This is a genomic window from Pseudogulbenkiania sp. AW2-16 (genome assembly GCF_056824575.1).
Genome location: NZ_CP157668.1, coordinates 3,193,480 through 3,214,476, shown reverse-complemented (window position 1 = coordinate 3,214,476; position 20,997 = coordinate 3,193,480). Strand labels below are relative to the sequence as shown.

Here is a 20,997-nt window from a genome sequence, read left to right as displayed (position 1 = left end):
CCCGATGGCTAAGGAGTCGGCGGGGCCAAGGTCGGCAGCGGCGGCCGCTTGACGCCGACGAGATGGCCGGGTGGGTTGTGAGTGGGGTTACGGCCTGCCGGTGCGGGCACGCTGCTTGGGTTTTCCTGAGCAGGGCCAGGTCAGGAATCCCCGCGAAGCGCGCCGCAACTGTCCCGCTCCGCTGATGTACCGCTGCCGCGGCACTGTTTGGTGAACAGGGCACGCGGCGGACGAAGGGGGAGGGTTTCAGTCTTTCACGACTTCGGCGACCACGGCGAGGGTGTCGCCGCGCTGCACCAGGCCGGGGAAGTGGCGCGACGCCAGGATGCCGGCACGCTTGGCGCGATATTCGACTGGCGCCACGCCGGTGCGGGTGGTGTCGTAGACGCGTGCGATCACCTCGCCTGCTGCGACTTCCCGGCCCAGGTCGATGCACATCTCCAGCAGTCCATCGTGCAGGCTGGTGACGAAGCAATCGTCGTTCGGCATGTCGAGCATGATGCTCGGCTGCGGAGCGACTTCCCCCTTAAGCACGTCGGCGTGGATCAGGAAGTTGCGCACCCCACGTTCGGCGATGGCCACGCTGGCCGCGCTGGACGAGCCGCCGCCGCCCAGTTCCGTGGTCACGAATACCTTGCCGGCGTCTTCCACGGTGGTATCCAGCATGCCGACACTGTCGATCTCCAGCATTCTCATACTGTAGGGGGCGCCGAAGGCGCGCATCGCCGCCTCGCAGCATTCCTGCTGGCCCTTGTCGGGCAGGATGTGCACCGCGGCGAACGGCACGAAATCGAGCGTCTTGCCACCGGCGTGGATGTCGAGCACGCAGTCGGCCAGTGGCACCAGGTGGCGTGCGACGTAATCGGCGATCTTCTCGGTCACCGTGCCGTCCGGCCGGCCGGGGAAGGTGCGGTTCAGGTTGCCCTTGTCGATCGGCGAGGTGCGGCTCGCGCCGCGGAACGCCGGGTAGTTGAGGAAGGGCACGATGATCACGCGGCCGCGCACGTCCTCGGCACGCAGGGTATGGGCGAGCTTGGCCAGCGCCACCGGCCCCTCGTACTCGTCGCCGTGGTTGGCGCCGGTCAACAGCGCGGTGGGGCCGTGGCCGTTCTTCACCACGGTGGCCGGAATCATGATGGCGCCCCAGGCCGAGTCGTCACGCGAGTAGGGCAGGCGCAGAAAGCCGTGCTGCACCCCGTCGCGTTCGAAATCGACGGTAGGCTTGATCGGAGACGGTCTCATCGCTCAATCCTTCACGAACAGTTGGCGCGGCGTGTTGCAGAACGTCTCGACACCGGTTTCGGTGATCAGGATGCTCTCGGTGATCTCGAGCCCCCAGTCGTCCAGCCACAGCCCCGGCATGAAGTGGAAGGTCATGCCCGGCTGCAAGACGGTCTTGTCGCCCGGACGCAGGCTCATGGTGCGCTCGCCCCAGTCCGGCGGGTAGCTCACGCCGATCGGGTAGCCGCAGCGGCTGTCCTTGTGGATGCCGAACTTCTTGAGCACCGCGAAGAAGGCGTTGGCGATGTCTTCGCAGGTGTTGCCCGGCTTGGCCGCTTCCAGGCCGGCGGCGATGCCTTCCACCACGGCCTTCTCGCCATCGAGGAAATGCTGGGGCGGGGTACCCAGGAACACCGTGCGCGACTGCGGGCAGTGGTAGCGCTTGTAGCAACCGGCGATTTCGAAGAAGGTACCCGCGCCCTTCTGGAACGGGGTGTCGTCCCAGGTCAGGTGCGGCGCGGCGGCGTCGGCGCCGGTGGGCAGCAGCGGCACGATGGCGGGGTAGTCGCCGCCGTGGCCTTCCACACCGAGGATGCCGGTGGCGTAGATCTCGGCCACCAGCTCGTTTTTCTTCATGCCGGGTTCGATCTTTTCCACGATCTGGGCGTGCATGCGCTCGACGATGCGCGCGGCGGTGCGCATGTAGGCGATTTCCTGCGGCGACTTGATGGCGCGCTGCCAGTTTACCAAGGCGGTGGCATCGACGAAGCGGGCGTCCGGCAGGTGCTTCTGCAGCGAGGCGAACGCGGCGGCGCTGAAGTAGTAGTTGTCCATCTCCACGCCGATGCGTTTGCCTTGCCACCCGCGCGCGGCGATGACTTCCAGCGACAGGTAGTCCATCGGGTGGCGCAACGGGGTCTGCACGTAGTGGTCGGGGTAGCCGACGATGTCGTCGTTGTCCATAAACACGGTGCGCTTGGCGCCGTTGGCGTCCTGGCCGCGGCCGAACCAGACCGGGTCGCCGTCGTGGGCGAGCAGCACGCACTGGTGCACGTAGAACGACCAGCCGTCGTAGCCGGTGAGCCAGGCCATGTTGGACGGGTCGGTGACGATCAAGAGTTCGATGCCGCGCTCGGCCATGGCCTTACGGGTCTTGGCGATGCGCTCGGCGTACTCCTGGCGCGAGAAGGGGAGTCGGGTATCGGCTGGCATGATGATCCTCTGCGGGTAATCAGGATTGGAACGGAAAACCGCGGCCGGCTTGGCGTGCGCGGGCGAAGGCGAGGGTGGCGATGGCGGTGTCCTGGGCGCCGGTGCCGGTCAGATCGCACAGCGTGATCTGGTCGCGTCCGGTGCGCCCCGGTTGCAGCCCGGCGATGACTTGTCCGAGCTCGGGGAAGACGGCGTCGGCAGCGACGCGGCCGGCAGCGATGGCGTGATGCAGCTCGCCCAGCACCCGGACCTGGCTCAGGCGGTCGCACACGTAGCTCGCCGCCGACAGCACCTCCGGCGCGATCTCGTTCTTGTGCTCGGCGTCCGAACCCATGGCGGTGATGTGCAGGCCGGGGTGCAGGTGGCGGGCCTCGATCAGCGGGGTGCGGCTGGGCGTGGTGGTGACGGCGATGTCGGCATCGGTCAGCGCGGCACTGACGGTTTCGCACGGGGTGATTGGCAGCTCGAGCTCGCGCCCGGCTTCTTCGGCAAACTGCATGGCCTTGGCCGGGTCGCGCGCCCATACGGTGACCGACTCGATGGCGCGAACCTGTTTCAGGGCCTTGAGCTGCAGGCGGGCCTGCAGTCCGGCGCCGATCACGGCGACGTGGCGCGCATCGGGACGGGACAGCCAGCGCGCCGCCACGGCGCCGGCGGCGGCGGTGCGCACGTCGGTCAGGTAGCCGTTGTCCAGCAGCAGCGCTTCGAGCAGGCCGGTGCGGGCGGACAACAGCATCATCATGCCGTTGAGGCTCGGCAGGCCCAGCTTGGGGTTGTCAAAGAAACCCGGGCTGACCTTGATCGCGAAACTGTCCAGACCGGGCAGGTAGGCGGTCTTGACGTCGACCTCGCCGTTGTTCTGTTCGATGTCGAGGCGCAGGATCGGCGGCATGGCCACCTTTTCGGTGGCGAGCAGGCGGAAGGCGTGCTCCACGGCGTTGATGGCCTCCAGATCGAGCGGCACCACGGCGCGCAGATCGGCTTCGTTGAGCAGGGTGACGGTTGGCATGGTGTTGTCTCCTTGTGTCTTATTGGGGGCGGGCGTCGCCGACGATGCGGTGATGCGCCGCCAGATCGATGTTGCGGCCACTGAGCACCACCACGACCGGGCCTTGCGGCCGGACCCGGCCCGTCAGCAGCGCGGCGATGCCCACCGCCGCGGCGCCTTCCAGCACCTGGCCTTCGCGCCAGTAGGCGTGGCCGATGGCGTCGGCGATGTCGTCTTCCGCGACCAGCAGCGTGCTGTCGGCGAGTTCCTGGGCCATGGCGAAGGTGTAGCGGTTGTCGAGTCCGATGCCGCCGCCCAGCGAATCGGCCAGGGTCGGCAGCTCTTCCACCTGTACCGGGTGGCCGGCGGCGAGGCTCGCGTGCATGGCCGCGCCCCGTTCCATGGCCACGCCGATCATGGCGATGTCGGGGTTGGCTGACTTGATGCCGCGCGCGATGCCGGCGAACAGGCCGCCGCCGGACAACGGCACGAGCACGGTGTCCACCTCGGGCAGGTCTTCGAGGATTTCCAGCGCGATGGTGCCCTGACCGGCGATGACCGCCGCGTTGTCGAACGGCGGAATCATGGCGAGACCTTCTTCCTGACTCAGGCGCTCGGCTTCGAGCTGGGCGTCGTCCTGGCTTCGGCCAACGATGCGTATCTCGGCGCCGAGGGCGCGGATGGCCTCCACCTTGTTGGCGGGCACCAGCTCCGACATGCAGATGACCGCGCGTACACCATCGGCGGCGGCAGCGTGGGCCAGCGCCCGGCCGTGGTTGCCGGTGGAGGCCGCCACCACGCCGCGCGCCTTGTCGGCGGCGGAGAGCCGGGCGATGGCGTTGGTGGCGCCGCGCAGCTTGAAGCTGCCGGTCAGCTGCTGCGATTCGAGCTTGAGATACACCGCTTGGCCGCAGTGCGCGCTCAAGGTGGGAGAGAGAACCAGCGGCGTGCGCAGCACCTTGCCTTGCAGGGTACGGCGGGCCCGGAAAATGTCGTCCAGCAAAACGGCGCTCATGGTGATCTTGCTCGCTTGTCGAAGGTGAAAATCCATGCGAGGCAGTGTAATGCGCTGATTTGCGGCGCTTAATGTCCTAGTGCATTGACAAGACACTTGCCGGAATTTGAAGCGGGATGGACGGCGCAATGTCGCGCACGCGGGGCATCTTGGGCGCAGGGCACAGACAAGAAGCGGGGGTGGAGCAGGGCGCGGGCGGTGCGTCGATGTCGTCAACGCACGCCGCTCTGCATCCGGAGAAGAGAAGGAACGCCGTGGCAACCGTGGCGCTACCTCGGTCGGCTGGTGAAGGTCAGAAGTCGTGCACGGTAGGGAATTGCTCGAACACTTCGCGCACCACTTTCAGTGCGTCGTACACCGCCGCGTCGTCCAGTTCGGCGCCGACGCACAGCCGCACCGCGTTGGGCCGGGCGGCGCCGCGCACCAGGAACGGGTCAGGGGCGGTGACCATGACGAGACGCCGGCGCAGTTCGCGCAGCAGGCTGTCCAGCGGCCAGTGTTCGGGAATGCCAAGCCAGGCGCTGAGCGCGGTCGGGTGATGGCCTTGCAGATAATCGCCGAGGACGTCGCGCACCATGCCCTGCCTCGTGGCAAGCCGGGCGCGCTGGATCGCGGCCAGTTGGTCCGCGGTGCCGTCGTGAATCCAGCGCGTGGCGATTTCGGCCAACAGCGGCGCCGCCATCCAGGTGGTGACGCGCAGGATGCTCTCGGCGCGCAGCGCCAGACGGCGCGGCATGGTGAGGTAGCCGATGCGCAGGCCGGTCAGTACCGACTTGGTGAAGCTGGTGCAATAAAAACCCAGATCGGGGATCAGGCTGCTGATCGGCGGCGGGCGCTTCTCCAGCAGCGGCCCGTGCACATCGTCCTCGATCACGTAGACACCGTACTGCGCGGCGATCTTGGCGATGGCGCGGCGGCGCGATTCCGGCATCAGCGCGACCGTCGGGTTGTTCAGGTTGGGCGTGCACACCAGGGCCTTGACCCGCTCGTTGGCGCACATGTCCTCGAAATGGTCGGGGTGGATGCCGAACTCGTCGATCTCCAGTCCCTTGAGGGTGAAGCCCAGCACATTGGAGGAGCCGATCACGCCGTGATCGGTCAGGCTCTCGGTCAATACCACGTCGCCCGGCCCGGCCAGCGACGCCAGGGCCAGGAAGATGCCGTGGGCGGCACCATTGGTGATCAGCAAGGTATCGAGCTCCGGCATCATACCGAGCCGCGCCAGCCATTCCGCGCCGGCCTCGCGATGGCTTTCGAAACCGGCGATCGGCCGGAAACTGCGGATCCACGGCTGTTCTTCCTGCGTGGCCAGGGCCGCGCACGCCTGCCGCCAGGCATGGTCGTGCTCGGGGGTGTGGATGATGCGCGAGATGGAAAAATCCACCAGCGAGCGCTCCGGGCGATCCAGCATGTAGCTGGCCATGCGTTCGGTCATGCGCCGCGAGACGAAGCTGCCGCGCCCGACCTCGCAGCGGATCAGGCCTTGCCGCTCGAGCTCCTTGTAGGCATTGGTGACGGTCTGCACGCTGATGCCGAGCTCCGAGGCGACGTCGCGCTGGGGCGGCAGCCGCGTGCCATCTTTCAACACGTCGCCCTCGATGTCGGTGGCGATGGCCTGCACCAACACCTTGTATTTCGACTCGGAGCCCTGAACCGTTTCCAATGCTTGGCGCCACTGTTTCATTCTCTGTACCTGCTTTCCGCTACTGAATAAAGCGGTGCGACTTGTCACGCTGGGTAAACAGGAGCGCACCGGCACCGGGAGTTTGACTGCATCAGGACAATACCTTGCCGGGAAAATCATGCGCAAGCTGCTGATTTATAATGACATGGCAAGGATTTTTGCCGGTAGTCGACGCTCGCCGCGTCGCCTGTCCATGTTGAATGCGCACCCTCCGGTTAGACAAAGCTTACTCATCTGAGCACATTACAGATTATTGTCCTAGTTCAATCCAAACCACGAAAAGCACTTTTATTCTGTGTTCGACGCAGTGACCTGGCACGAAAGCCAAGGATGCCACCCTGACTAGAGCATTCTGCCTTTCTACCCAGCAATGCGGCCCTGCTCGAATTAGCAGCCCTACAAAGGAGAAATTAGATGAAGCTTGTATCGACCAAACAGCGTCTCTCGGTATCCATGCTCACCGCAGGCTTCGTGGCGATGGCGGCCATGACCTCTTTGCCGGCCAAGGCGGAGAACACACTGGAACGCATCCAGCGCACCGGCGTGGTCCGCATCGGCTACGCCAACGAAGCGCCGTTCGCCTTCACCACGCCGGACGGAAAGGTCACTGGGGAGTCGCCCGAGGTGGTCAAGGCCATCTTCGCCAAGATGGGGGTGAAGAAGATCGAGCCCGTGCTGACGGAGTGGGGCGCGTTGATTCCGGGCTTGCGTGCTGGCCGCTTCGACGTCATCGCCGCCGGTATGTACATCACCCCGGAGCGCTGCAAGCAGGTGGCATTCACCGACCCGCATTACCAGCTTGGCGATACCCTGCTGGTGAGCAAGGGCAATCCGAAGAGGCTGGGCAGCTACGCCGACGTGGCCAAGGATGCGAACATCAAGCTGGCCGTGATGTCGGGCACCGTCGAGCTGAAGTACGCCCGCGACGCCGGGCTCAAGGATGACCAAATCCTGCAGGTGCCGGACACCACCGCCCAACTGCAGGCGGTGCGCACCAAGCGCGCCGACGCCGCGATCGGCACGCAACTCACCATGAAGGGCCCGGCCGCCAAGGGCGGGGTCGACGTGGAGGCCACCACCCACTTCAGCGACGACCCGAAGCACATGGGCTACGGTGCGCTGGCGTTCCGTCCGGACGATCAGGCCCTGCGCGACGCCGTGAACAAGCAGTTGCACGGCTGGCTGGGCGGCGCGGACCACCTAAAGACGGTGTCGCCGTTCGGCTTTGACCACTCCAACGTCACCAAGAAGACCGCCGCCGAACTCTGCAAGGGTTGATGCGCCCCCGGAGCGCCGTCGCCCGCCCGGGTGGCGGCGCTACCCGATTTACCGAAATTTAGGAGGAACCCATGGGCGAATTACTCCCCCTGCTGCTCCAGGGCGCGGCCGTCACGGTCCAGATCACGCTGCTGGCGTCGTTGCTGGCGGTGGTGCTGGCCCTGGCCGCCGCGCTGGGGAAAATGTCGACGTGGCGCCCGCTCAAGTGGCTTGCCGCCACCTACGTCGAGATTTTTCGCGGCACCTCGCTGCTGGTGCAATTGTTCTGGCTGTTCTTCGTGCTGCCGCTGCCACCGTTCAACCTCGAGCTGAGTCCCTACACCGTGGCGGTGATCGGGCTCGGGCTGCACATCGGGGCTTACGGCGCCGAGGTGATGCGCGGCGCGATCAAGTCGGTGCCGAAGGGCCAGTACGAGGCGGCCACCGCGCTCAACATGTCGGCGATGCTGCGCTTTCGCCGCATCATCCTGCCGCAGGCCCTGATCAGCGCGATCCCGCCCGGCACCAATCTGTTGATCGAGTTGTTGAAGGGCACGTCGCTGGTGTCGCTGATCACCTTGTCGGACCTGACCTTCCGCGCGCGCCAGCTTGACCAGGCCACCTTCCGTACCCTGGCGATCTTCTCACTCACGCTGTTGATGTATTTCGTGCTGGCCCAGGTCATCGCGCTGTCGATGCGCCTGCTGGAGCGGCACTTCCATCGCGGGTTGTTGCGCGGGAGCCTGAAATGAAAACCTTCTTCGACTGGCAGTTTGCCTGGAACATCCTGCCCACCCTGCTGCAGGCGGCGCTCTACACCATCGGCATCACCCTGATCGGCTTCGCCATCGCAGTGGTGCTGGGCACTGGTGCTGGCCATTCTGCGGCGCAGCGACCTGCGCTGGGTATCCTGGCCGACGGGATTGTTCATCGAGTTCGTGCGCAGCACGCCGCTCCTGATCCAGGTGTATTTCCTGTTCTACGTGCTGCCGTCCTACGGCTTGACGATGACCGCGCTCACCGCCGGCACCATCGGCATCGCGGTGCATTACGCCTGCTACACCGCCGAGGTGTATCGCGCCGGCCTGAATTCGGTACCGCGCGGGCAGTGGGAGGCGGTCACCGCCTTGAGCCTGAGCCGCTGGGACGCCTACCGCGACATCATCCTGCCGCAGGCCATCCGCCCGATCCTGCCGTCGCTCGGCAACTACCTGGTGGCCATGTTCAAGGATACCCCGGTGCTGTCGGCGATTACGGTGGTGGAAATCATGCAGAAGGCCAAGGACCTGGGCTCGGAATACTTCCAGTACCTGGAACCGATCACCATGGTCGGGGTGTTTTTCCTTGTGCTGAGTTTGGTCGCGGCTGTACTGGTGAAAAAAATCGAAGCCAGGTTTGCCCTGCGCTAATGTGAAATGAACGGTCGGGGCGGGAATGACATGCCCCGGTGCTGTCGAGGAGAATTGACATGACGACGCCCATGGTGAGTTTCAAAGGCGTGACCAAAAGCTACGGCTCGCATACCGTGCTCGATCACTTGGATCTGGACGTCGCCCGCAACGAGAAGGTGGCGATCATCGGTCCGAGCGGCTCCGGCAAGTCCACTCTGCTGCGCGTGCTGATGACGCTGGAACCGATCGACCAGGGTCAGATTCTGGTCGAGGGCGAGTCGCTCACGCACATGGAACGCAACGGCGTGCTGGTGCCGGCCAACGAGCGCCACATCCGGCAGGTGCGCAGCAAGATCGGCATGGTGTTCCAGAGCTTCAACCTGTTCCCGCACATGACGGCGCTGGAGAACGTGATTGAGGCGCCGATCCGCGTACTCGGGCTGAGCAAGAAGGAGGCAATCGAACGCGCAGCGGAACTGCTCGAGATGGTGGGCCTCGGCAACAAGAAGGACCACTATCCGTCGCAGCTGTCCGGCGGCCAGCAGCAGCGCGTCGCCATGGCACGTGCGCTGGCGATGCGCCCGAAGGTGATGCTGTTCGACGAGGTGACCTCGGCGCTCGACCCGGAACTGTGCGGCGAGGTGCTCAACGTGATCCGCCGTCTCGGCGACGAGCACAGCCTGACCATGCTGATGGTGACGCACCAGATGGGCTTTGCACGTGAGTTTGCCGACCGCGTGTGTTTCTTCTACCAGGGCCGCATCGCCGAGCAGGGCACGCCGGACGTGATGTTCAGCAAGCCCAGCAACGAGCGCACCCAGGCCTTCCTGAGCGCGGTGATGGATGCCGCCTGACCCCTGATGTGGCAGTAGGTACCCGAAACGGGCGGAGGCGACTCCGCCCGTTTTCGTTTGCCGCATTCACTCGGCCGTCGCCTCGATGGGAATCACGAACCCGGCCTTGACCCGGTCCATCACCACCAGCGTCTTGAAGCTCTTGATGTCGCGGTTCTCGTAAAAGAAGCGGCGCGTGAACTGCTCGTAGTCCTCCATGTTCTTGGCGGTGATCACCAGCACGAAGTCGGCGTCGCCGGTGACGTAAAAGCCGTTCATCACCTCCGGCGTGGTACGGATCGCTTGCTTGAAGCGGTCGATGATGTCAGCGCGCTCGCGCTCCAGCGAGACCAGCACCAGCATGAACACGTGCCGTCCCACCGCCTTGGGCGAGACGATGGAGACATCGCCCTCGATCACGCCGGCGCTGCGCAGGGTCTTCAGGCGGCGCTGGCAGGCGGTGGGTGACAGCCCGACCTGGGTGCCGATTTCCTCCGAAGTGAGACGGTTATTGCGTTGCACGGCATTGAGAATGCCCACGTCGATGCGATCCAGTTCCATGGTGCAGTTTTCCTGCGTAGAAAAAGTAAAAAATGCAGTAATACGGCGTATCTCTGCATGTTAACGCCGATTCCCATAACACACTCACACATAAACTGTGTCCATCAACCTGTCAACCAGACGTTGGAGGCACACCTCATGAAACAACTAGCCAAAGCCGCGCTGGCCAAGCTGCGGCGCCCCGATCTGTGTGAAACCCGGGCCTATGTCGACGGCCAGTGGGTCGACGGCGAAGGGTGTCTCGCGGTGGACGATCCGGCCACCGGCGAAACCATCGCCCGGGTCGCGCATTGCGCGCCGGAATGGATCGACCGCGCCGTCGACGCCGCCGCCCGCGCCTTTCCCGCCTGGCGCGATCTACTGCCGATGCAGCGCGGCGCCATTCTGCGCCGCTGGGGCGCGCTCACCCGTGAACATGCCCATGACCTCGCCGTGATCATGACAGCCGAGCAGGGCAAGCCGATGCAGGAGGCGCTGGGCGAGATCGCCTACGGCGCGGCCTTCCTCGACTGGTTCGCCGCCGAAGGTGAGCGCTGCTACGGCGAGAGCATCCCGAGCCATCTGGCGGGTAGCCAGCTCGTCACGCGCATGCAGCCCATCGGGGTGACAGCGGCGGTGACGCCGTGGAACTTCCCCAGCGCCATGATCACGCGCAAGGCCGGTGCCGCGCTGGCCGCCGGCTGCACCATGGTGGTCAAGCCGGCCCCGGAAACGCCGCTGTCGGCCCTGGCCTTGGCCGGGTTGGCCGAAGAAGCCGGCGTGCCGGCGGGTGTGCTCCAGGTGGTAACCGGCGATGCGGCGCGGATGTCGGAACGGCTGCTGCAACGCAGTGAGGTGCGGGCCTTCAGCTTCACCGGCTCCACCGAGGTGGGCCGGCTGCTCCTCAAGCAATCCGCCGAGACGGTGAAAAAGGTGTCGCTGGAACTGGGCGGGCACGCGCCGTTCATCGTGTTCGACGACGCCGCGCTGGACGAAGCGGTGGCCGGCTGTATCGGCGCCAAGTTCGCCACCTCCGGCCAGGACTGCCTCGCTGCCAACCGCATCTACGTGCAACGCCCCATCTATGACGCCTTCGTGACCCGGTTCGCCGAGGCCACTGCCCGCCTCAAGGTAGGCCACGGTCTGGAGGAGGGCGTCGACATCGGCCCGATGACGCGCGCCTCGGTGGCGGCCAAGAGCCGCGACCACATCGGCAACGCCGTCTCCTGCGGCGGCCGCATCGTCACCGGAGGTATGGGCTGCGCGCTGGGTGGAAACTTCGTCACGCCGACTGTGTTGGCCGACGTGACCGACGACATGGACATCGCCCGCGAGGAAACCTTCGGCCCGGTGGCGGCGATCCTGCCGTTCGACAGCGAAGACGAGGTGCTGCGCCGCGCCAACGCCTCGGAATACGGCCTTGCCGCCTACGTCTACACCAACGACCTGCGCCGCGCCATGCGTCTTTCTGATCGCCTCGAATACGGCATGGTGGCGCTCAACACTCCGAAATTCACCGGCGCGCCGATTCCCTTCGGCGGCTGGAAACAATCCGGCCTCGGCCGGGAGGGCGCCAAGCACGGCATCGCCGAGTATATGGAGCTCAAGTACGTCTGCTTCGGCAACCTGTAACGACACGAATACCCAAGGAGAACACCATGGACAAGCAAACCCACGACCGTATCGCCAACCAGGACCGCGCCTCGGTGCTGCACCCGTTTACCCAGCTCAAGGACTTCGCCACTGGCAAGGCCGGCGACCCGACCATTGTCGAGACCGGCAAGGGCATCCGCATCACCGATTCGACCGGCCGCGAATACATCGACGGCTTCGCCGGGCTCTATTGCATGAACGTGGGCTACGGCCGCACCGAAGTGGCCGAGGCCATCGCCCGCCAGGCTTACAAGCTGGCCTACTACCACAGCTATGCCGCGCACACCACCGAGGAACTGGCGCGCCTGTCCGACCGTCTGGTGAAGATGGCGCCGGGCAAGATGAGCAAGGTGTTCTACGGCCTGTCCGGCTCGGACGCCAACGAAACCCAGGCCAAGCTGGTGTGGTACTACAACAACCTGCGCGGCCTGCCGAAGAAGAAAAAGATCATCGCGCGCGATCGCGGCTACCACGGCTGCTCGGTGGTCTCCGGCTCGATGACCGGCATGAGCTTCTACCACGATTACATGGACCTGCCGGTGTCCGGCATCCTGCGCACCGGTGCGCCGCATCACTACTGGGGCGCCGAGCCGGGCGAGACCGAAGAACAGTTCTCGGCGCGCCGCGCGCGCGAGCTGGAGGAGCTGATCCTGCGCGAGGATCCGGACACCATCGGCGCCTTCATCGCCGAGCCGGTGCTGGGCACGGGCGGCATCACCCCGCCGCCGGCCGGCTACTGGGCCGCGATCCAGCCGGTGCTGAAGAAGTACGACATCCTGTTGATCGCCGACGAGGTGATCACCGGCTTTGGCCGCACCGGCGCCATGTTCGGTTGCGAGAAGTACGGTATCGAACCCGACCTGATCACTGTGGCGAAGGGCCTGACCTCGGCCTATGCGCCGCTGTCGGCGTCCATCGTCGGCGAGAAGGTGTACCAGGTGCTGGAAGAGGGCGCGGATCGCGTCGGCGCGTTCTCGCACGGCTACACCTACTCGGGCCACCCCATCGGCGTGGCGGCGGCCAACGCGGTGTTGGACATCGTCGAGCGCGACGACATCCCGGGCCATGCCGACCGCGTCGGGGCCTACTTTCAGAAGAGCCTGCAGGAAACCTTCGCCGGGCTGCCGATCATCGGCGAAGTCCGCGGCGTGGGCCTGATGGCGGCGCTGGAGTTCGTCGCTGATCCGGCTACCAAGCAGCGCTTCGACCCGGCGCTCAAGGTTGGCGCCCGCGTCTCCAAGGCCGCGCGCGACCGCAACCTGATCGCCCGCGCCATGCCGCACGGCGACATCCTCGGTTTCGCGCCGCCGCTGGTGACCACCGAGAAGGAAGTCGACGAGATCGTCGCCATTGCGCACAAGGCGGTGCTGAGCGTGATCGACCAGCTCAAGGCCGAAGGCGCGATCTGAGCCGTTTTCTCCATTGACCCAAGCGATTGTCCACCCTTGCCAGCCCTTGCGGGCTGGCTTTTTTCATTTCAATGACACTGTTAACGCTGCATCGCCAAAACGCAGCAGATCGTAGACAGGTACTAAGCCGCCGAGGGGGACGTTTCGGACGAGCCGATGCGGTTGCGGCCGGCGTGTTTGGCGGCATAGAGCGAGCGGTCGGCCTGTTCCAACAGCCAACCCGCCGTCGCCGGGCTGTTGGCCGGATGGCAATACAGCCCGACGCTGACCGTCACCACCGGTCGCAGGCTGCCGGGCGGGGTGGGGAGGGCGAGGCTCTCCACTGCGGCGCGGAAGCGTTCGGCGGCTTGCCGTGCCTGCACCAGGTCACAATACTGCAGTATGGCGACGAATTCTTCCCCGCCGTAGCGCGCCACGGTGTCGCCGCCGCGCAGTTGTTCGGCCATGCACGCGGCGATCCGCTGGATGCACCGGTCGCCTTCTACGTGCCCGAAATGGTCGTTGTACTGCTTGAAGAAATCGATGTCGGCCATCAGCAGGGTCAGCGGCGCTTGGTGTCGCGCTTGTTGTTGCAGCGCCATTTTCAGCACGGCATCGAAATGGCGGCGCGAGGAGAGCCCGGTCAGGCTGTCGTGGATCGACGCTTCATAGGCCTGGCGGTAGGAGTGCTGCAGCCGCGTCTGCAGCTTCAGCACCTCGAACAGCAAGGCGCCCAGCATGATGCCCGCGGCCGCCAGCTCGAAAAAGCGCGAGGCATGCCAGCCGACGGTATAGCGGATCGATGAAGAACACACGGTGATCAGGTACAGCAGATAGGAATAGCAGCTGAGCGCGAGCCAGCAGTGGAACGCGCTACGTAGGCGCGTCACCAGCAGGACGCTCAGCAAAGCCACGAACCAGCTCGCGAGCAGGTAGGCGCCAATGCCGCTGTGGGTCAGCGCGCTGTAATCGCTGTTGTCCTTGATCAAGAGGTCAAGGTCTGGCACCAGCCGCGACAGCACGGCCACTGCGAACCAGGCCAGGCCGAGCGGGGCAAGTACGCAGAGGGACAGCGCCTGACAACGAACGCGCTTCGACAGCGGGCGATCCTGCTGCCGCTGCAGCACCAGCATGGCCAGCAGGATCAGAAAAGCGGTGCCGCCAAGACGTGCCAACCAGAGCCAGATCGCCATGCGTGAGCCGGGCGGGAACCCTCCGCTGGTGGAAAACACCCCAGGCAGGTTGATCAGCAAATAGCCGGACATCAGGGCCGAGTAGCCAAAGGCGACACTGAGCAGGCCGTTGCTGAGTTTGTGGTCGGCATAGAACTGCAGCAGCACCAGGTAGGCGATGATGCTGTTGGTGACGGTCAGGGCGGTGATCTGCACCGGCCGCAGATTGCCGCCGAGTGCCGTCGGGACGTCGATGTCGGGCAGGATCATGAGCACAGCGGCCGTCATCGCGGTGGCGATGAGGCCGGCCAGGAGCAGGCTGCGGCGGGAGGGGGCGGTCGAGAAGCTGTCTTCCATGGGGCACCGTTCTAGGCGGTTTTTTTGTCAATGCGGGCGGTCGTTGGACTCGGTGATGGTGTTCTGCCTGCCTTGGTGCAGGGGCAGTCATGAGACGGACGGACTAAGCGGAGAGGAAGGGGGAGCTCTCAGCGGGTGTGAATAATACCAATAGGATTATGCAATTGTCACTCCGCCTTTGGCTGGCCAGCTCGACGTCATGCGGTGGTGAGGCCGCCGCAGGCGGTACGGCGCGAGTGGTAACCCGTGCGATCGGGGTTTTCCCAACCCGGTATGAAATTTGCTGTGGTGTTCAGACCGGTCTGAACACGGCTTGATTGAAACGACTATGGAACGAGCGCCTGCCACCTTGTCATCGCGACTACCCGCCAGCCTGTCGGCCGGCTGGCATGCGGCACTGGAACTGGGCTATGCCCGTCGGCTTGACGGCACGATTCCGGTGCGGCGCCGCCATGTCGGCCCGTTACGGGTGCAAAAGCATTTCATCGATGCGGCTGGAGTGTGCCAGCACATCATCGTGCACCCACCCGGCGGCATTGCCGGCGGCGACCGGCTGAGCATTGACGTCTCGCTGGAAGAGGGCGCCGATGTGCTGATCACCAGCCCAGGTGCCGCCAAGTGGTACGACGGTTTCGGACGTCCGGCCAGCCAGTCCGTCACGCTCGCGCTGGCCGACGGCGCCCGGCTGGAATGGCTGCCGCAGGAAACCATCCTCTACGCCGGCGCAGACGTGCGACTGGAAAGCCGCATCCGGCTCGCGGGCGATGCCGGGTTGCTGTACGGCGATGTGACCTGCCTCGGCCGTCCCGCCTGTGGCGAGCGCTTCGACCACGGGCAGTGGCGCCAATGCGTCGAGATCGAGCGCGACGGCCGGCTGATCTGGTGCGAGCACGCCGTGCTGCCCGGCGCCAGTCCGCTGCTCGCCTCGCCGGTGGGGCTGGCCGGCCACAGCGTGGTCGCCACCCTGGTCTGGGCCGGCCCGACCTTGCCGGATGAACTGCATCAGGCGGCGCTAAAGGTGGAAACCGTGGGCCGCGCCGCCGCCACGCAACTGCCCGAGGTCTGGCTGGCGCGCTTCATCGGCGACTCGGCCGAGGACGCGCACCGTTGGCTGAGCCAGTTGCGCGCCTTGATCCACCCCTTCACCCACGGCCGCCCGGCGTCATCGCCGCGCATCTGGGCGACCTGAACCAACACAACGGAAAACAACATGGAACTGACCCCCCGCGAGAAGGACAAGCTGTTGATCTTCACCGCCGGCCTGCTGGCCGAGCGGCGCCGCGCACGCGGCCTCAAGCTCAACTACCCCGAGGCGGTGGCCTTCATTAGCGCCGCCATCATGGAGGGCGCGCGCGACGGCAAGACCGTGGCCGAACTGATGCACTACGGCACCACCTTGCTGACGCGCGACGAGGTGATGGAGGGCGTGCCGGAGATGATCGGCGAGATTCAGGTCGAGGCGACCTTTCCCGACGGCACCAAGCTCGTGACCGTCCATCAACCCATCGTTTAGGAAAGGGCCATGCCCCTGCGGCGCAGGCGCGATCACGGCTTGGGCACTGCTCGGAATCCTCATGTGCACCACGTACATACCGGTTCCCGCGCGCTGGCCGCACCGTGCTGACACCGGCGCGCGACAGGTCCTGACCCTTTCCAGGAGAAGACCGCATGATTCCCGGACAAATCCTCGCCGCGCCCGGCGAGATCGAACTCAACGTTGGCCGAAGCACGCTCACGCTGACCGTGGCCAACACCGGCGACCGCCCGATCCAGGTCGGCTCGCACTACCACTTCGCGGAAACCAACGACGCGCTCGCCTTCGACCGCGAGGCCGCGCGCGGCTTTCGCCTCAACATCCCGGCCGGCACCGCGGTGCGCTTCGAACCGGGCCAGACGCGCACCGTCGAGCTGGTCGAACTGGCCGGCGCACGCGTGGTGTACGGCTTCCAGGGCAAGGTGATGGGGGCGCTATGAAAATCAGCAGGCAAGCCTACGCCGAGATGTTCGGCCCCACCGTCGGCGACAAGGTGCGCCTCGCCGACACCGAGCTGTTTCTTGAAGTCGAGCGTGACTACACCCTCTACGGCGAAGAAGTGAAGTTCGGCGGCGGCAAGGTCATTCGCGACGGCATGGGTCAGGGCCAAAGGTTGGCCGAAGAAGTGGCCGACACCGTCATCACCAACGCCCTGATCCTCGACCACTGGGGCATCGTCAAGGCCGACCTCGCGCTCAAGAACGGCCGCATCGCCGCCATCGGCAAGGCCGGCAACCCGGACATCCAGCCCGGCGTCGACATCGTCATCGGCGCCGCCACCGAAATCATTGCCGGCGAAGGCATGATCGTCACCGCCGGCGGTATCGACACTCACATCCACTTCATCTGCCCGCAGCAGATCGACGAAGCGCTGATGTCCGGCATCACCACCATGATCGGCGGCGGCACCGGTCCGGCCACCGGCACCAACGCCACCACCTGCACGCCGGGGCCGTGGCACATGGCGCAGATGCTCAAGGCGGCCGAAGCCTTCCCGATGAACCTCGGCTTCACCGGCAAGGGCAACGCCAGCCTGCCGGAACCGCTCAGGGAACAGGTACGCGCCGGCGCCATCGGCCTCAAGCTGCACGAAGACTGGGGCACCACCCCGGCGGCCATCGACAACTGCCTGTCGGTGGCGGACGAAATGGACGTGCAAGTGGCGATCCACACCGACACGCTCAACGAATCCGGCTTCGTCGAGGCTACGCTGGCGGCGTTCAAGGGCCGCACCATCCACACCTACCACACCGAAGGCGCCGGCGGCGGCCACGCCCCGGACATCATCAAGGCCTGCGGCGAACTCAACGTGCTGCCGAGTTCGACCAACCCGACGCGGCCCTTCACCGTCAACACCATCGACGAACACCTCGACATGCTGATGGTGTGCCACCACCTCGACCCCGCCATCGCCGAGGACGTGGCCTTCGCCGAAAGCCGCATCCGCCGCGAGACCATCGCCGCCGAGGACATCCTGCATGACCTGGGCGCCTTCGCCATGATGTCGTCCGACAGCCAGGCCATGGGCCGCGTCGGCGAAACCATCCTGCGTTGCTGGCAGACCGCCGACAAGATGAAGCGCCAGCGCGGCCCGCTGGAGGGCGACGCCTCCGGCAACGACAACACCCGCATCAAGCGCTACCTCGCCAAGTACACCATCAACCCGGCCATCACCCACGGCATCGCGCACGAAGTCGGCAGCATCGAAGTCGGCAAGCTGGCCGACCTGGTGCTGTGGAAGCCGATGTTCTTCGGCGTCAAGCCGAGCCTGATCCTCAAGGGCGGCATCATCGCCGCGGCGGCGATGGGCGACGCCAACGCCAGCATTCCGACCCCGCAACCGGTGCACTCGCGGCCAATGTTCGGCAGCTACGGTGGCGCCATCGCCGCGGGCAGCGTCACCTTCGTGTCGCAGGCGGCGCTTTCGGCCAACGTGGGCGAGGCTTTGGGGCTCAAAAAGCGGCTGGTGGCGGTCAAGGGCTGCCGCAGCCTCAAGAAAACCGACCTGATCCACAACGACTACCTGCCGAAGATCGAGGTCGACCCGCAGAACTACCAGGTCAAGGCCGACGGCCAACTGCTGTGGTGCGAGCCGGCCGATGTGCTGCCGATGGCGCAGCGCTACTTCCTGTTCTGACGGGGATGGGATGAGTCTTGCGGGCGGGCACAACGCCGTGTGTCCGCCTTGCCACCTGGATGCTACGTGAAGGAGACACCATGCTGGTGATTACTAAGCGCGCCGACGACCCCAGCCTCTGGGACGCCGAGCTCGTCATGAGCTTCGAGCTGCGCAGCAAGAGCCGGCTGCGCACCACCGCCAGCAGCGGCGAGGACGTTGGCCTGTTCCTGGAGGCCGGCCAGCCGCTGCGCCACGGCGAGGTGCTGCAGGCCGAAGACGGCCGCCGTGTGCGCGTCGTCGCTGCGCCCGAAGCGCTGCTGCACGTAACCTGCGCCAACCCGCGCGAACTGTGCCGTGCCGCCTACCACCTGGGCAACCGCCACGTTCACCTCGAAGTGGGCGAGGGCTGGCTGCGCCTGCTGGACGACGAGGTGCTGGCGCAGATGCTGCTGCAACTGGGCGCCCGGGTCGAACGCCTGTCGGCGCCGTTCAACCCCGAGCACGGCGCCTACGGCGGCGGCCACCATCACTCGCACGGCAAGGAGGCGGCGTTCCAGTACGCCCCCAAACTGCATCAATACGGGCCCGGCGCATGAACGGCGGACTCGCGGTGCTGCAATTGTTGCGCCTGGCCAGCCCAGGGCTGCCGATCGGCGCCTACAGCTATTCGCAGGGACTGGAGAGCGCGCTCGACCTCGGCCTGGTGCACGATGCCGAGAGTGCCCGGCACTGGCTGCACGACGTGCTGCATGGGCCATTGAGCCGCTTCGAGGCGGTGCTGCTGGCTCAGGCCTGCCGCGCGCTGGCCGCCGGAGACGAGGCCGGGCTCGACGCCATCAACCAGCGCCTGTTGGCGAGCCGCGACAGCCGTGAACTGCGGCAGGAAACCGAGCAGATGGGCTACTCGCTGCGCCAGCTGCTCGCCGCGCTGCCCGAGAGCCAAAGCCAGCCCTGGCCGTCCACCCTGGCCGACGCCCCGGTGGCGGTGCCGGTCGCCTGGGCGGTGGCGGCACGCACGCTGGGGTTGGCCGAAGACGCCGCGGTAATGGGCTACCTGTGGGGCTGGCTGGAAAACCAGGTGATGGTGCTGCTCAAGGCCATGCCGATGGGGCAGACCGCCGGCCAGCGGCTGCTGTCGGCGCTGCTGCCGGAACTGGCCGCTGCCGTACAAACGGCACGCACGCTGCCCGAAGACGAACTCAGCAACTTCGCCCCCGGCCTCGCCTGGGTGGCGATGAAACATGAAACGCAGTACAGCCGGCTGTTCCGGTCTTGAGAACCCAAGGAGAACATCATGCAAAAAACCCCGCTGCGCGTCGGTATCGGCGGCCCGGTCGGTTCCGGCAAGACCCATCTCACCTGGGCGCTGTGCAAGGCGCTACGCGATATCTATAATGTCGCCGCCGTTACCAATGACATCTACACTCAGGAAGACGCGCAATTCCTGGTGAAGAACGAAGCCCTGTCGCCCGACCGCATCATCGGCGTGGAAACCGGCGGCTGCCCGCACACCGCGATCCGCGAAGACGCCTCGATCAACCTCGAAGCCGTGGCCGGGCTCAACGCCCGCCACCCCGGCCTCGACGTGATCTTCATCGAAAGCGGCGGCGACAACCTGGCCGCCACCTTCAGCCCGGAACTGTCCGACCTGACGATCTACGTCATCGACGTCTCGGCCGGCGACAAGATTCCGCGCAAGGGCGGGCCGGGCATCTGCAAGTCCGATCTCCTGGTGATCAACAAGATCGATCTCGCGCCGCTGGTCGGCGCCTCGCTGGAGGTGATGGAGCGCGACGCCAAAAAGATGCGCGGCGAGCGGCCGTTCGTGTTTTCCAATCTCAAGAGCGGGCAGGGGCTGCAGGACATCATTCGCTTCATCGAAGACAAAGGCATGCTGACACTTAACAAGGAAGGAACCACCCATGCGTAAACACACCCTGATCCCGGCAGCACTGCTGCTGGCCCTGAGCGCCGCCGCCCAGGCCCACCCCGGCCACGGCGTCAGCGGCCTGGAAAGCGGTCTCGCCCACCCGTTCTCGGGCCTGGACCACCTGCTGACGATGCTGGCCGTCGGCCTGTGGTCGTGGCAGGTCGGCGGCTCCGCGCGCTGGCAAGGCCCGCTGACCTTCATGCTGATGCTGGCCGTGGGCGGCGCGCTGGGCTGGGCCGGCTTGGCCGTGCCCGGGCTGGAAACCGGCATCGCCGCCTCGGTGGTGGCCACCGGCATGCTGGTCGCCTTCGCCGCGCAGCCGGGCCGTACCGCCGCGCTCGCCGTGATCGGCGTCTTCGCCGTGCTGCACGGCATGGCGCATGGCCTGGAAATGCCGGGCAGCGCCTCCGGCCTGGCGTATGCCGCCGGTTTCGTGCTGGCCTCCGGCCTGCTGCACGCCGCCGGTTTGCTCTTGGGCGCCGGCCGGCACGCGTACGCGCCAGCCGCCTGCTGGTGCGCGGCGCCGGCGTGGCGATCTCGGCCAGCGGCGTAGCCCTCTTGGACGGCTGGATCTGAACCCACCCCGTCCAACACCACAGAACGCCCCGTCATGGGGCGTTTTTTTATGCCCATTCGCCAGAATAAGAACAACCTATTAGTCCAAAAGTCGCGATTTGGGACAATAGAGTGATACAAGCATCGC

Annotated in this window: 21 protein-coding genes; 14 read left to right on the top strand and 7 right to left on the bottom strand. The window is 65.9% G+C overall.

Features of this window, described 5'->3' with window-relative positions; all coding sequences use genetic code 11:
- Nucleotides 1-246: 246 nt before the first annotated feature.
- From doeB to ehuR, 5 genes are all read right to left on the bottom strand, one after another.
- Complete coding sequence (gene doeB, locus ABKF58_RS15690) at nt 247-1,242, bottom strand: N(2)-acetyl-L-2,4-diaminobutanoate deacetylase DoeB (protein ID WP_482581833.1); 996 nt, start codon at nt 1,240-1,242, stop codon at nt 247-249.
- Between the two features lie 3 nt (nt 1,243-1,245).
- Entirely contained in the window at nt 1,246-2,433 is a 1,188-nt protein-coding gene (doeA, locus tag ABKF58_RS15685; RefSeq protein ID WP_482581832.1) for an ectoine hydrolase DoeA, read from the bottom strand.
- Nucleotides 2,434-2,452: 19 nt separating this feature from the next.
- Nucleotides 2,453-3,442 (bottom strand): cyclodeaminase, encoded by a 990-nt coding sequence (locus ABKF58_RS15680; RefSeq protein ID WP_482581830.1) that lies wholly within the window; start codon nt 3,440-3,442, stop codon nt 2,453-2,455.
- Between the two features lie 19 nt (nt 3,443-3,461).
- Entirely contained in the window at nt 3,462-4,436 is a 975-nt protein-coding gene (gene eutB, locus ABKF58_RS15675) for a hydroxyectoine utilization dehydratase EutB (RefSeq protein WP_482581828.1), read from the bottom strand.
- A gap of 292 nt (nt 4,437-4,728) precedes the next feature.
- Nucleotides 4,729-6,120 carry a MocR-like ectoine utilization transcription factor EhuR gene (gene ehuR / locus ABKF58_RS15670; protein WP_482581826.1) on the bottom strand — a complete coding sequence of 464 codons (1,392 nt, stop codon included), beginning with the start codon at nt 6,118-6,120 and terminating at the stop codon, nt 4,729-4,731.
- 414 nt (nt 6,121-6,534) lie between these two features.
- On the opposite strand from ehuR, the gene ehuB reads away from it, so the two are divergent.
- From ehuB to ehuA, 4 genes are all read left to right on the top strand, one after another.
- The gene (gene ehuB / locus ABKF58_RS15665; RefSeq protein ID WP_482581824.1) at nt 6,535-7,398 is read left to right on the top strand and encodes an ectoine/hydroxyectoine ABC transporter substrate-binding protein EhuB; all 864 of its coding nucleotides are present in this window, start codon (nt 6,535-6,537) and stop codon (nt 7,396-7,398) included.
- A gap of 71 nt (nt 7,399-7,469) precedes the next feature.
- Nucleotides 7,470-8,129, top strand: a complete 660-nt coding sequence (gene ehuC / locus ABKF58_RS15660) for an ectoine/hydroxyectoine ABC transporter permease subunit EhuC (RefSeq protein WP_482581822.1) — start codon at nt 7,470-7,472, stop codon at nt 8,127-8,129.
- Between the two features lie 117 nt (nt 8,130-8,246).
- Nucleotides 8,247-8,786 (top strand): ectoine/hydroxyectoine ABC transporter permease subunit EhuD, encoded by a 540-nt coding sequence (gene ehuD / locus ABKF58_RS15655; protein WP_482581820.1) that lies wholly within the window; start codon nt 8,247-8,249, stop codon nt 8,784-8,786.
- A gap of 71 nt (nt 8,787-8,857) precedes the next feature.
- Nucleotides 8,858-9,622 (top strand): ectoine/hydroxyectoine ABC transporter ATP-binding protein EhuA, encoded by a 765-nt coding sequence (gene ehuA, locus ABKF58_RS15650; RefSeq protein ID WP_482584394.1) that lies wholly within the window; start codon nt 8,858-8,860, stop codon nt 9,620-9,622.
- Between the two features lie 66 nt (nt 9,623-9,688).
- On the opposite strand, the gene ABKF58_RS15645 is transcribed toward ehuA, so the two are convergent.
- The gene (locus tag ABKF58_RS15645) at nt 9,689-10,162 is read right to left on the bottom strand and encodes an Lrp/AsnC family transcriptional regulator (RefSeq protein WP_482581818.1); all 474 of its coding nucleotides are present in this window, start codon (nt 10,160-10,162) and stop codon (nt 9,689-9,691) included.
- Between the two features lie 138 nt (nt 10,163-10,300).
- Here ABKF58_RS15645 and ABKF58_RS15640 point away from each other — a divergent pair, with 138 nt between their 5' ends.
- Both ABKF58_RS15640 and ABKF58_RS15635 read left to right on the top strand, forming a co-directional pair.
- Complete coding sequence (locus ABKF58_RS15640) at nt 10,301-11,773, top strand: NAD-dependent succinate-semialdehyde dehydrogenase (protein WP_482581817.1); 1,473 nt, start codon at nt 10,301-10,303, stop codon at nt 11,771-11,773.
- 26 nt (nt 11,774-11,799) lie between these two features.
- The gene (locus ABKF58_RS15635; RefSeq protein ID WP_482581815.1) at nt 11,800-13,203 is read left to right on the top strand and encodes an aminotransferase; all 1,404 of its coding nucleotides are present in this window, start codon (nt 11,800-11,802) and stop codon (nt 13,201-13,203) included.
- A 122-nt stretch (nt 13,204-13,325) separates the two neighbouring features.
- On the opposite strand, the gene ABKF58_RS15630 is transcribed toward ABKF58_RS15635, so the two are convergent.
- Nucleotides 13,326-14,711: an MASE4 domain-containing protein gene (locus ABKF58_RS15630; RefSeq protein ID WP_482581813.1), complete on the bottom strand. Its 1,386-nt coding sequence runs from the start codon at nt 14,709-14,711 to the stop codon at nt 13,326-13,328.
- A 328-nt stretch (nt 14,712-15,039) separates the two neighbouring features.
- On the opposite strand from ABKF58_RS15630, the gene ABKF58_RS15625 reads away from it, so the two are divergent.
- From ABKF58_RS15625 to ABKF58_RS15590, 8 genes are all read left to right on the top strand, one after another.
- Nucleotides 15,040-15,900: an urease accessory protein UreD gene (locus ABKF58_RS15625; protein WP_482581811.1), complete on the top strand. Its 861-nt coding sequence runs from the start codon at nt 15,040-15,042 to the stop codon at nt 15,898-15,900.
- 21 nt (nt 15,901-15,921) lie between these two features.
- Nucleotides 15,922-16,224, top strand: a complete 303-nt coding sequence (gene ureA / locus ABKF58_RS15620; protein WP_008954169.1) for an urease subunit gamma — start codon at nt 15,922-15,924, stop codon at nt 16,222-16,224.
- 155 nt (nt 16,225-16,379) lie between these two features.
- Entirely contained in the window at nt 16,380-16,685 is a 306-nt protein-coding gene (locus ABKF58_RS15615) for an urease subunit beta (protein ID WP_008954170.1), read from the top strand.
- Complete coding sequence (gene ureC / locus ABKF58_RS15610; protein WP_482581809.1) at nt 16,682-18,382, top strand: urease subunit alpha; 1,701 nt, start codon at nt 16,682-16,684, stop codon at nt 18,380-18,382. The genes ABKF58_RS15615 and ureC overlap by 4 nt, the downstream gene beginning before the upstream one ends.
- Before the next feature lie 80 nt (nt 18,383-18,462).
- Nucleotides 18,463-18,960: an urease accessory protein UreE gene (gene ureE, locus ABKF58_RS15605; protein ID WP_482581808.1), complete on the top strand. Its 498-nt coding sequence runs from the start codon at nt 18,463-18,465 to the stop codon at nt 18,958-18,960.
- A complete protein-coding gene (locus tag ABKF58_RS15600; RefSeq protein WP_482581807.1) occupies nt 18,957-19,640 on the top strand; it encodes an urease accessory protein UreF in 684 nt (227 codons plus the stop codon). Before ureE ends, ABKF58_RS15600 begins: the two co-directional genes overlap by 4 nt.
- Before the next feature lie 18 nt (nt 19,641-19,658).
- On the top strand, nt 19,659-20,294 hold the full coding sequence (ureG, locus tag ABKF58_RS15595) for an urease accessory protein UreG (protein WP_482581805.1): 636 nt from the start codon (nt 19,659-19,661) through the stop codon (nt 20,292-20,294).
- Nucleotides 20,287-20,847, top strand: a complete 561-nt coding sequence (locus ABKF58_RS15590) for a HupE/UreJ family protein (protein ID WP_482581803.1) — start codon at nt 20,287-20,289, stop codon at nt 20,845-20,847. The genes ureG and ABKF58_RS15590 overlap by 8 nt, the downstream gene beginning before the upstream one ends.
- Nucleotides 20,848-20,997 lie beyond the last annotated feature (150 nt).

What these genes read in the sequence shown, in the direction of transcription:
- ureE (WP_482581808.1), top strand. Translation starts at nt 18,463, where the DNA reads ATGCTGGTGATTACTAAGCGCGCCGACGACCCCAGCCTCTGGGACGCC.
- ABKF58_RS15635 (WP_482581815.1), top strand. Translation starts at nt 11,800, where the DNA reads ATGGACAAGCAAACCCACGACCGTATCGCCAACCAGGACCGCGCCTCG.
- ureC (WP_482581809.1), top strand. Translation starts at nt 16,682, where the DNA reads ATGAAAATCAGCAGGCAAGCCTACGCCGAGATGTTCGGCCCCACCGTC.
- eutB (WP_482581828.1), bottom strand. Translation starts at nt 4,436, where the DNA reads ATGAGCGCCGTTTTGCTGGACGACATTTTCCGGGCCCGCCGTACCCTG.
- ureA (WP_008954169.1), top strand. Translation starts at nt 15,922, where the DNA reads ATGGAACTGACCCCCCGCGAGAAGGACAAGCTGTTGATCTTCACCGCC.
- ABKF58_RS15640 (WP_482581817.1), top strand. Translation starts at nt 10,301, where the DNA reads ATGAAACAACTAGCCAAAGCCGCGCTGGCCAAGCTGCGGCGCCCCGAT.
- ehuB (WP_482581824.1), top strand. Translation starts at nt 6,535, where the DNA reads ATGAAGCTTGTATCGACCAAACAGCGTCTCTCGGTATCCATGCTCACC.
- ABKF58_RS15680 (WP_482581830.1), bottom strand. Translation starts at nt 3,442, where the DNA reads ATGCCAACCGTCACCCTGCTCAACGAAGCCGATCTGCGCGCCGTGGTG.
- ehuA (WP_482584394.1), top strand. Translation starts at nt 8,858, where the DNA reads ATGGTGAGTTTCAAAGGCGTGACCAAAAGCTACGGCTCGCATACCGTG.
- ABKF58_RS15630 (WP_482581813.1), bottom strand. Translation starts at nt 14,711, where the DNA reads ATGGAAGACAGCTTCTCGACCGCCCCCTCCCGCCGCAGCCTGCTCCTG.
- ABKF58_RS15625 (WP_482581811.1), top strand. Translation starts at nt 15,040, where the DNA reads ATGGAACGAGCGCCTGCCACCTTGTCATCGCGACTACCCGCCAGCCTG.
- ehuC (WP_482581822.1), top strand. Translation starts at nt 7,470, where the DNA reads ATGGGCGAATTACTCCCCCTGCTGCTCCAGGGCGCGGCCGTCACGGTC.
- ABKF58_RS15615 (WP_008954170.1), top strand. Translation starts at nt 16,380, where the DNA reads ATGATTCCCGGACAAATCCTCGCCGCGCCCGGCGAGATCGAACTCAAC.
- ureG (WP_482581805.1), top strand. Translation starts at nt 19,659, where the DNA reads ATGCAAAAAACCCCGCTGCGCGTCGGTATCGGCGGCCCGGTCGGTTCC.
- ABKF58_RS15590 (WP_482581803.1), top strand. Translation starts at nt 20,287, where the DNA reads ATGCGTAAACACACCCTGATCCCGGCAGCACTGCTGCTGGCCCTGAGC.
- doeB (WP_482581833.1), bottom strand. Translation starts at nt 1,242, where the DNA reads ATGAGACCGTCTCCGATCAAGCCTACCGTCGATTTCGAACGCGACGGG.
- ABKF58_RS15600 (WP_482581807.1), top strand. Translation starts at nt 18,957, where the DNA reads ATGAACGGCGGACTCGCGGTGCTGCAATTGTTGCGCCTGGCCAGCCCA.
- ehuR (WP_482581826.1), bottom strand. Translation starts at nt 6,120, where the DNA reads ATGAAACAGTGGCGCCAAGCATTGGAAACGGTTCAGGGCTCCGAGTCG.
- doeA (WP_482581832.1), bottom strand. Translation starts at nt 2,433, where the DNA reads ATGCCAGCCGATACCCGACTCCCCTTCTCGCGCCAGGAGTACGCCGAG.
- ABKF58_RS15645 (WP_482581818.1), bottom strand. Translation starts at nt 10,162, where the DNA reads ATGGAACTGGATCGCATCGACGTGGGCATTCTCAATGCCGTGCAACGC.